This is a genomic window from Aerosakkonema funiforme FACHB-1375, assembly GCF_014696265.1.
In the GTDB taxonomy this organism is placed as follows: domain Bacteria; phylum Cyanobacteriota; class Cyanobacteriia; order Cyanobacteriales; family Aerosakkonemataceae; genus Aerosakkonema; species Aerosakkonema funiforme_A.
Genome location: NZ_JACJPW010000210.1, coordinates 1 through 6,270 on the forward strand (window position 1 = coordinate 1; position 6,270 = coordinate 6,270).

The following is a 6,270-nucleotide window of genomic DNA, read 5'->3' on the forward strand; positions in this document are numbered from 1 at the left end:
GCATTATCCATCCAGTATCGAATGCAGTAATTACGAATAAACTGAGCAGTCCTTATTGCCTCATCTAAGGCTTTGAACTGCTCAGTTTTTCCATATAATTTTGCTTCCAGGGTTAGCATGGTGTGATTAACTTATTTATGGTACTCATATTACCACAAAAACACAAATGTTGCTCCGCTTTGTTTGTTGGTTGCGTTTTCATCCCCACCCACGAAGAGATGGGGCTTTCAACGCAACATCGCAGTAAAATTTTTATGTCTGTACATTCGGTCAAATAAAAGGGGCGATCGCACCCTATTCCGGCTCGAATTTGCCTTAAAAAGAATTTGATTTGGGTGGGTTTTAATTCCCACCCAACTAATTTAACCAAGACAGGCTGCTAAATCTTGTTCTGGTGTAGCAATCAGTTTCAAATTGAACTTTTCTGACAAGATTTTCACAACATTAGGTGTGAGGAACGCCGGCAGTGTTGGCCCGATGCGGATATTTTGAATGCCTAAATAAAGCAGGGTCAACAAAACTGCGATCGCTTTCTGTTCGTACCAAGACAAGACTAACGATAGGGGCAGTTGGTTAACATTAACACCAAAGGCATTTGCCAAAGCTACTGCAACTTGAATCGCCGAATAAGCATCATTACATTGTCCCATATCCAGCAAGCGCGGAATACCGGCAATTTCACCCAGATGTTTGTCGAAGAAGCGGAACTTGCCACAACCCAAAGTCATAACGATACAATCATCGGGTATCTTTTCCACTAATTCCGTGTAATAATTGCGACCCGGCTTCGCACCATCGCAGCCACCGACTAAGAAGAAGTGACGAATTTTACCTTGCTTTACGCCATCTATAACAGTATCGGCTACACTTAGCACCGTATTGCGAGCAAAGCCTACCGTCACCGTGCCGCGATCGCACTCTTCTTCAAATCCCGGTAGTTCTTGCGCTGTCTGGATAATTGGCGAAATTTCCCGAATGCTAGTATGTTTCAAACCGGGATAACCCACTGGCCCCAAAGTAAACACCCGGTCTTTGTAAGATTCGTGAGGTGGCATCAGGCAATTCGTCGTCATCACGATCGCACCTGGGAAGCGATCGAAGTCATGTGTTTGATTTTGCCATGCCGTACCGTAATGTCCGTAAAGATGCGGATAAGTTTGTTTGAGTTTTCGATAACCGTGAGCGGGTAGCAATTCGCCATGAGTGTAAACTTTAATACCCGTGCCTGCGGTTTGCTCTAGGATCGCTTTCAAATCCCGCAAATCGTGTCCCGATACCAGAATCGCCTTGCCAACTGTAGTGCCCAAAGGTACAAGGGTAGGAGTGGGATGTCCGAAAGTTTCTGTATTTCCAGCATCGAGTAGCGCCATTGCTTTCAGATTCATCTCTCCCACTTTGAGAGCGAGATCGAGCCATTCTGGCAGAGTTTTATCTACTGCATCGAGATTCGCCAACACTTCATGGAAAAAGCGATCGAGGTCTCGATCGTGCTGACCGAGTTCCGACGCATGGAAGGCATAGGCAGCAAGGCCCTTGAGTCCATATAATACTGTCAGCTTGAGCGAGAAAATATCGACATTTTTAGCAGACTGACCGATAAACTCAAATTCTAGTTCTCTTCCTTGTTCAATTTGTTGTTTCGGCTCGCCAGCAGGCTGGAAAGTTGCGATCGCAGACTCAACAACAACGTTACCTGTAACTTGGATTTGCAACTTTAGACTTTCGCGCAATGCGATCGCACGATTGACAAACGCCACAAAATCAACTGGATCGAAATTTACATTCGTCATCGTGGAGAACAACATCTCCATTGTGAACTCATCTGCCTCGCGAGTGTCTATTCCCAAAGATTTGGCTTGCAGCGCCACTTGCGATAGTCCCCGCAAGCAATGTACCAACAAATCTTGCAACCCATTGACTTCAGGACTTTTACCGCAGGCTCCCCACTGATGACACACATCGCCACGGGTTGTTTGTTCGCATTGGTTACAGTACATATATCGTTACTCCTGTGTTCTTATCTCTAGCCTATTGGGATTCCTCAAGCCGATCCTTGACTTAAGTCAAGGGGGAGTGGGGGAGTGGGGGAGCGGGGGAGCGGGAGAATAAATCTGTTCCCTATTTCCTTTTCCCTTTCCCCCTTTCCCCTCTTCCCCTAGCCCCTAGCCCCTATCCCCTAACCCCTAGCTATATGACTATTAGCGAACGTATTTTAGAAGTCAAACAGTTTTTGAAACAAACGCCGATTTTTCGGGATGTCGCTGATGAGCAATTGGCTGCTTTAGCGAATATAGGGATTCTCCAGAGTTATAAAAAAGGGGAAACGCTATTTTGGGAGGGAGATGAAGGAACTGGATTTTTTATCGTCAAATCGGGACGCATTAAGGTTTTTAAAGTAGCGAGCGCTGGGAAAGAACAAATTTTGCATATTTTCGGCGCTGACGAACATTTTGCAGAAGTACCTGCTTTCGATGGCGGTCATTTTCCGGCATCGGCGGCTGCACTGGAAAATTCAGAGGTTGTATTTATTCCCAGAGCCGCTTTTTTGATGGTTTTGCAGCAACATCCGATACTGGCGATCGCTATGTTGGGAACTTTTGCCCGACACTTGCGACGATTGGCGCATTTAGTGGATACTCTTTCTTTTAAAGAAGTGCCCGAACGGTTAGCAAATTATTTGTTAAATTTGAGCGATCGCAATAACAAAGCCGATGTCATTGAATTGGATTTACCGAAAGGACAACTGGCTGCACTGTTGGGAACTATTCCAGAAACGCTCTCTCGCGCCTTTTATAAACTCAGTCAAGAAGGAGCGATCGAGGTCGATGGGACGACTGTGCGATTGTGCGATCGCGATCGACTCTCCCAGCGAGGACAGAATAAATAAGGCGAGTCGGAAAGCTTATGGAATGGAAGAGTAGGGCATACATCTGCGTTCGATTCTCCAATTGAATTCAAGCATTCTGAAGTCCATCTTTTCTGATACTTCATTGAAAGATTTTCTGATAACTTCCAAGCTTTTGGCTATTATCTTGGCTCAATCCCTTGTTCGCTTTCTTTTTGTTGCTGTTCCGCCAGTTCCCGTTGTGTTTGTTCCGTGAGTTCCTGTTGTCTTTCTAACTGACGTTGCTGTTGAACAGCTTGACGCTGCAACCGCGATCCGCGTCTGACAAAGGGAACCTGTGCTGGCACCTGTTGTCCGTTTTCTGATGTTGCGAACTTCCATTTGTCCTTGATTGTTTCTCTTGCAGCTTCATCAAGTACGAGGTGACCGCTGCTTTTAACAATATCTACATTTGTGACATCGCCATTTCTATCAACATCTATCAGAACTTCAGCGATGCCTTCTAGGTTTTCAGCACCGGAGGGATACTTTGGCGGAGGACATCTACGACAGCGCACGCGATGAGAAGATGAGTTTCTTCTAGAACGTTCTCTATTTTCTGAAGCATTTTCCGGTCTGGAATTTCTCGGCCCTGTGGCTACTGTCGAGTCAGTGTTTGGTTTATTGTCATTACTATTGCTGGGTTCAGTGCCATTTCCCGATCGATCTCCAGTACCATTGCCAGATTCTGGTTTGGAATCGCCAGAGCGATTGTTTAAACCGGTGCCATTTCCAGATCGATCTCCAGTACCATTGCCAGATTCTGGTTTGGAATCCTCAGAGCGATTGTTTAAACCCGTCCCATTTCCAGGTCGATCGCTCGTGCTGGAATTAATACTGTTGCGATCGCTCGATCCCCCACTATTATTTAGCGAACCTAAACTATTTTCTAAACTTTCTTGAGTGCTTCTGGCGCTGGTTTGCTCTGGGAAAGTATTTCTGGGGCGATCGGAAACTTGTCCCGCATCCTCAAATCGCTCCCTTGAGGCAACTCGCCTTTCATTTTGCACCGGTCTCCTAGCAGTCTCACCGAACTGAGGAGTTCGCGTTGTTTCTGGAGTAGAGGTTGGTGTCGGTGATGGCGTACTAACCGACCTGGGTTTCTCAGTCACAGTCGGAGACGGCGTTGGTTTTGGTTCTGGCGTTTTCGATGGCGTTGGCGTTGGTTCTGGTTCTGGTGGCGGTGTCCAGATCCGTTGCGGCGGGATGCTAGCAACTGGCGTCGGTTCTGGTTCCGGGGTTTTTAATGGCGTTGGTGTCGGTTCTGGTTCCGGTGTTTTCAACGGCGTTGGTGTCGGTTCTGGTTCCGGTATGCGAACCGATCGCGGTGGGATGGAAGCCACAGGTGTGGGCGTCGGTTCCGGTTCCGGTGTTTTCAACGGCGTTGGTGTCGGTTCTGGTGGCGGTGTCCAGATCGGTTGGGGCGGGATGCTAGCAACTGGCGTTGGCATCGGTTCTGGTGGCGGTGTCCAGATCGGTTGCGGTGTCCAGATCGGTTGGGGCGGGATGCTAGCAACTGGCGCTGGCTGTAGTTTTAGCGGAGTGCTAAGAACAGGAGGTTCCAGAGGTTTAGGCAGCTCAGATGGAGAGGGCGGTAAAGTAGCAACTGGTTGCCGGATGGCAGGGATTTCAGGCAGATTCGGCTGTTTGCCAGAAAAAATCGCCGGTTCTTTGAGGGCGATGTCTGACTGAGAACCTGTAGATCTAGATGATGGTGCCGATGAACTACCGGTTGTGCCACCTGCTTGGGAACCGCCGCTAGAAGTACTTTCAGCTTTTGGTTCTGCTTTGAGTTGAGTGTTCTCTTCCGGTTTGACAACTGCCTCGATCGGCGGATCGACCATCACCACTTCGATCGGGTCTTCTGGCACTTCTGCCGCACTAACCCAAAAATTGCTCAGGCTCAGCACGACTATATGCAGTACCACGGAACCGATCGAGCTAAAGGTTAGAAAAGACTTCAGCTCCTCCTCTTCTCTTTGTCGCTGCTGTAGAGCGATCCTGGAAAGACTCATATTCTATTGCAAATAATTTGCACTTGTCTTTAGTGAAAGTAAGACTATTCAAGAATTTTGTCAAGTTCGTAATAGATCTATTTTTCGATAAACAAGCTGTAATACCATGAATTATAAAAGGTTATTCTAAAAATAAAATAAAACTTAACGAAAATCTTTACTATTAAGTAGAAATTCTAGTGTCATTAAAGTTTAAGAGAGACTTGACAACTATTCTCATTAGAGATAATCTCTCATGAGGACGTTAGGTTTACCAGCAGAATTCGCTGGCAAGCAGGAATCGCCTTTTAGATTGGCGTAGAGGCTTTAAATGGGAATAAGTAAACTTTTTGCAGATGGCGGCGTGGTCATGTGGCCGCTGCTAGCCTTTTCAGTAGTAGCGGTGGCGCTAATTGCAGAGCGTATAGCTTTTTGGTTTCGCATCAACCAAAGGCAGAATCGGGTAGTGCGAGACGTATTTGCTCTGTACCGTCGCGATAACGTTGTTGGTGCGATCGATCGACTCAAGCAAAATGCCGATTTGCCCATAGCACGAATTTTTCTGGCTGCTTTGGAACTTGAAGAACCGACTCCAGAAGAATTTCGCTTGGCGTTGGAAAGCGAATCGCAAGCAGAAATACCAGTGCTGAAGCGGTTTAACAACGTTTTTGATACCATAATCAGCCTTTCTCCGTTGTTCGGACTTCTAGGCACTGTATTAGGACTGATAACTTCGTTTAGCTCCCTGAATCTGGGTGATGTGGGCGGTACTAAAACAGCTAATGCCACGGCTGGAATCAGCGAAGCTCTCGTTTCTACAGCATCGGGATTGGTAGTCGCCATCTTTACCCTGATGTTTGCCAATACATTTCGGGGGCTTTACCTACGCCAAATTGCACGGATTCAGGAATATGGCGGACAGCTGGAACTGCTTTATCGCCGTCGCTACGAACGAGGAGAAAAAGCTTATGCGTCTACCCGATGAACCGGATATACCGCCCCAAATCAACATCGTGCCGATGATCGATGTTGTGTTTGCGATTTTGACCTTTTTCGTGATGTCTTCCCTGTTTTTGACTCGTTCGGAAGGATTATCGGTCAATTTGCCATCCGCCGCGACCGGAAAAAGCCAGCCACCAGCGCAAGTGACGGTGACAGTTGACGAACAAGGGCGATTGGCGCTAAATCGAGAACCCATCGAGCTGGAGGCGTTGGAAAACGCCGTGCGCCAGCAGATCAAACCGAATCAACCTTTACTTGTGGTATTGAATGCAGATAAAGCAGTCAATCACGGTCAAGTAGTACAGGTTATGGATCGATTGCGGCGAGTTGAAGGTGCAAAATTAGCGATCGCAACGCAAAAGCCATAGAGGGAGAGTGGGGGAGTGGGGG

The 6,270-nt window shown here is 47.2% G+C and carries 5 protein-coding genes; 3 read left to right on the plus strand and 2 right to left on the minus strand.

The genetic code is table 11. From position 1 onward, the window contains the following. Positions 1–362 precede the first annotated feature (362 nt). Positions 363–1,997, minus strand: coding sequence for a hydroxylamine reductase (hcp, locus tag H6G03_RS36600; protein WP_190475771.1), 1,635 nt, complete (start codon positions 1,995–1,997; stop codon positions 363–365). 194 nt (positions 1,998–2,191) lie between these two features. Here hcp and H6G03_RS36605 point away from each other — a divergent pair, with 194 nt between their 5' ends. Beyond that, complete coding sequence (locus H6G03_RS36605) at positions 2,192–2,887, plus strand: Crp/Fnr family transcriptional regulator (protein WP_190475774.1); 696 nt, start codon at positions 2,192–2,194, stop codon at positions 2,885–2,887. Between the two features lie 140 nt (positions 2,888–3,027). Here the strand turns inward: H6G03_RS36605 and H6G03_RS36610 are convergent, their stop codons facing one another. Next, positions 3,028–4,899, minus strand: a complete 1,872-nt coding sequence (locus H6G03_RS36610; protein WP_190475775.1) for an energy transducer TonB — start codon at positions 4,897–4,899, stop codon at positions 3,028–3,030. Between the two features lie 310 nt (positions 4,900–5,209). On the opposite strand from H6G03_RS36610, the gene H6G03_RS36615 reads away from it, so the two are divergent. Beyond that, positions 5,210–5,863 carry a MotA/TolQ/ExbB proton channel family protein gene (locus H6G03_RS36615; RefSeq protein ID WP_190475778.1) on the plus strand — a complete coding sequence of 218 codons (654 nt, stop codon included), beginning with the start codon at positions 5,210–5,212 and terminating at the stop codon, positions 5,861–5,863. Beyond that, positions 5,847–6,248: an ExbD/TolR family protein gene (locus tag H6G03_RS36620; RefSeq protein WP_190475780.1), complete on the plus strand. Its 402-nt coding sequence runs from the start codon at positions 5,847–5,849 to the stop codon at positions 6,246–6,248. The genes H6G03_RS36615 and H6G03_RS36620 overlap by 17 nt, the downstream gene beginning before the upstream one ends. Positions 6,249–6,270: the final 22 nt, after the last annotated feature.